Annotated in this window: 3 protein-coding genes; 1 reads left to right on the top strand and 2 read right to left on the bottom strand. The window is 47.7% G+C overall.

The window, feature by feature from the left end; genetic code table 11:
- On the bottom strand, window positions 1-1158 hold a 1158-nt coding region (gene istA / locus ACTQ3R_RS16405), incomplete at its 3' end, for an IS21 family transposase (RefSeq protein ID WP_441780218.1).
- A 71-nt stretch (window positions 1159-1229) separates the two neighbouring features.
- Between istA and ACTQ3R_RS16400 the strand changes: the two genes are divergently transcribed.
- Window positions 1230-1712 carry a WapI family immunity protein gene (locus ACTQ3R_RS16400; RefSeq protein ID WP_441780219.1) on the top strand — a complete coding sequence of 161 codons (483 nt, stop codon included), beginning with the start codon at window positions 1230-1232 and terminating at the stop codon, window positions 1710-1712.
- Between the two features lie 73 nt (window positions 1713-1785).
- Here the strand turns inward: ACTQ3R_RS16400 and ACTQ3R_RS16395 are convergent, their stop codons facing one another.
- The gene (locus ACTQ3R_RS16395) at window positions 1786-1911 is read right to left on the bottom strand and encodes a hypothetical protein (protein WP_441780220.1); all 126 of its coding nucleotides are present in this window, start codon (window positions 1909-1911) and stop codon (window positions 1786-1788) included.
- Window positions 1912-1988 lie beyond the last annotated feature (77 nt).

Here is a 1988-nt window from a genome sequence, read left to right as displayed (position 1 = left end):
TTTGCAGAGGGTGGACACATACTGCGTCCAGTCGTAGACCTCATCATTGGTCTTGTAGCTTCTGGGAAAGCGTCCAACCGGTCTGTGGTCGTGGTAAAACTCTACATGGTCATAGAAGATTTTGGCCTGTACTTTTTCGCCGGCCAGCATGGGAGATAGCCCGTATTTATTCGTCTCAATCGTTGCAAAGCCTGTTTTACTCACGGTAAGCGTCGTGTAGCGGAACACAGAGAAGGGATACTGCGGCAGCTCTAAAAGTGCCGCCTTGTCCTCTTCCCAAAGTTCCCGGATGGGAACCTTGTGCTTGTAGTGGAGCCGGTCAGCGTCCTTTTCGCACCACTCCAAGAGCTGTTCATTAAATTCCTCAAACGAGGTAATGACTGGGACCGGGACAAACGCATTGCGGCGGCTGTAACCAACCTTGTTCTCTACATTGCCTTTTTCGTTGCCGGAAGCCGGATTGCAAAAATCAGCTTGGAAACGGTAGTGGAGCATAAAGCGGGTAAAGCCGTCCGTAAGGACACGCTCACCATCTTTTAGTACCTGAGCAACCGCCGTGGTCATGTTGTCAAACCGCAGCCTGGGAGGGACGCCGCCAATGTGCTCAAAAATCCGCTTCATGCCTTCCAGCAGGCACTCTTGGTTTTGAGACGGGAACGCTTGCGTTACTCCGTTGTTAGAGCCGGGGAATGAGATCGTCAGCGCATAGAACGGAAAGCGTTCTCCGGTAGCGGCCCATTCGCCTTCCGCAAGGCCAAAGTCCACCTGTCCCCAGCCTTTGGGGTGCTCCAGAGGGAGATAACCGGCACTCAGAGTTTTCATGACATATTTTTTCTTGCGGACATACTTCTTCACGGTGGAATAGCAGCCAGTAAACCCATGCTCATCACACAGGCGGTGGTAAATCCGCATTACTGTATGGCGCTGTTTCCTGGGGGCCTTTCGGTCCTCCTCCAGCCATTTATCAATGATGGGGATGAAGTCTTGCAGCACCGGATAGCTCTGTGGCTCAATATCCGGCAGATTGTCCTCGCTCCAGTTTTCCTGGTAGGCGTACTTGCGGACAGTCTCAAAGCTGTGGCCGGTTATGCGGCATATTTCCCGCAAACTTGCCTCTTCATTTTCGTAGAGGTCTTTGATATACTTGATTTGAGCCATTCGTAACACCTTTCTGCTACCCCCTTATGGTTATCCCACCTAAAGGGTAGCGTTTATTTCAGGTGCTGACAATGGCTCTTTTTATTTGCCATTGGGGTGTTCACTTTTTGAGTACCATTTGCTACATTTTCATTTTACCGAAAACAGCACTGAAATTAAACGAAGTCATAGGATTTCCTGATTCAACAAGCTATGAAGGTGGCTACGATATAATTTGCTCATTGGAAATTGATGTTGGCTGTTATAAGGCGAAATTTGATAGATACTATTCAGCAACAGGTGCTTTGTATAGTTTTTCAAATCAATTAAGGGAATGCTACGAAAGATTGGAAGGAGAAGCAAAGTATGCACTGCTCTTAGAAAACGATTTAATATTTACCGTAACAATGGGTTCTTCTGGACATGCAACGGTAAAGGGTAAATTTCAGGAAAGGCCTGACATTAATAATGTTCTCTCTTTTGAAATGGATACAGATCAATCATGTTTCCTCTCTGTAATTAGCGGGATAGAAAGTCTGAAAGATAAATATGGAGATATGCAAGGGGTAAAATAAGTGGAGTTGTCGATAAATCAGAGTTTGTCTGTCTATCAAGCGGCTCGTTTCATTTGGATCGAGCCGCTTTTGCTTACATCATCCTCTGTCCCTGCCGCTGCTCCGGGAAGGGCGGCTCCAAGCGCCGCAGCAGGCCGAACTCTGTTTTTGTCACGCAGTCGTTTTCCATGCAGTCCTGACCGTATTGCTGAAAATCCATGTAGCCGTCCAGTCCTGCCCGCTTTTTTTCGTGTTCTGGGTCAAAAGTGGGTCAGGTAGAGAAAATGGGCTAACAAA

Origin of the sequence: Lawsonibacter sp. LCP25S3_E2, assembly GCF_052117285.1 — a bacterium.
Classification (GTDB): Bacteria; Bacillota; Clostridia; order Oscillospirales; family Oscillospiraceae; genus Lawsonibacter.
This window is presented reverse-complemented; position numbering and strand designations above follow the sequence as displayed.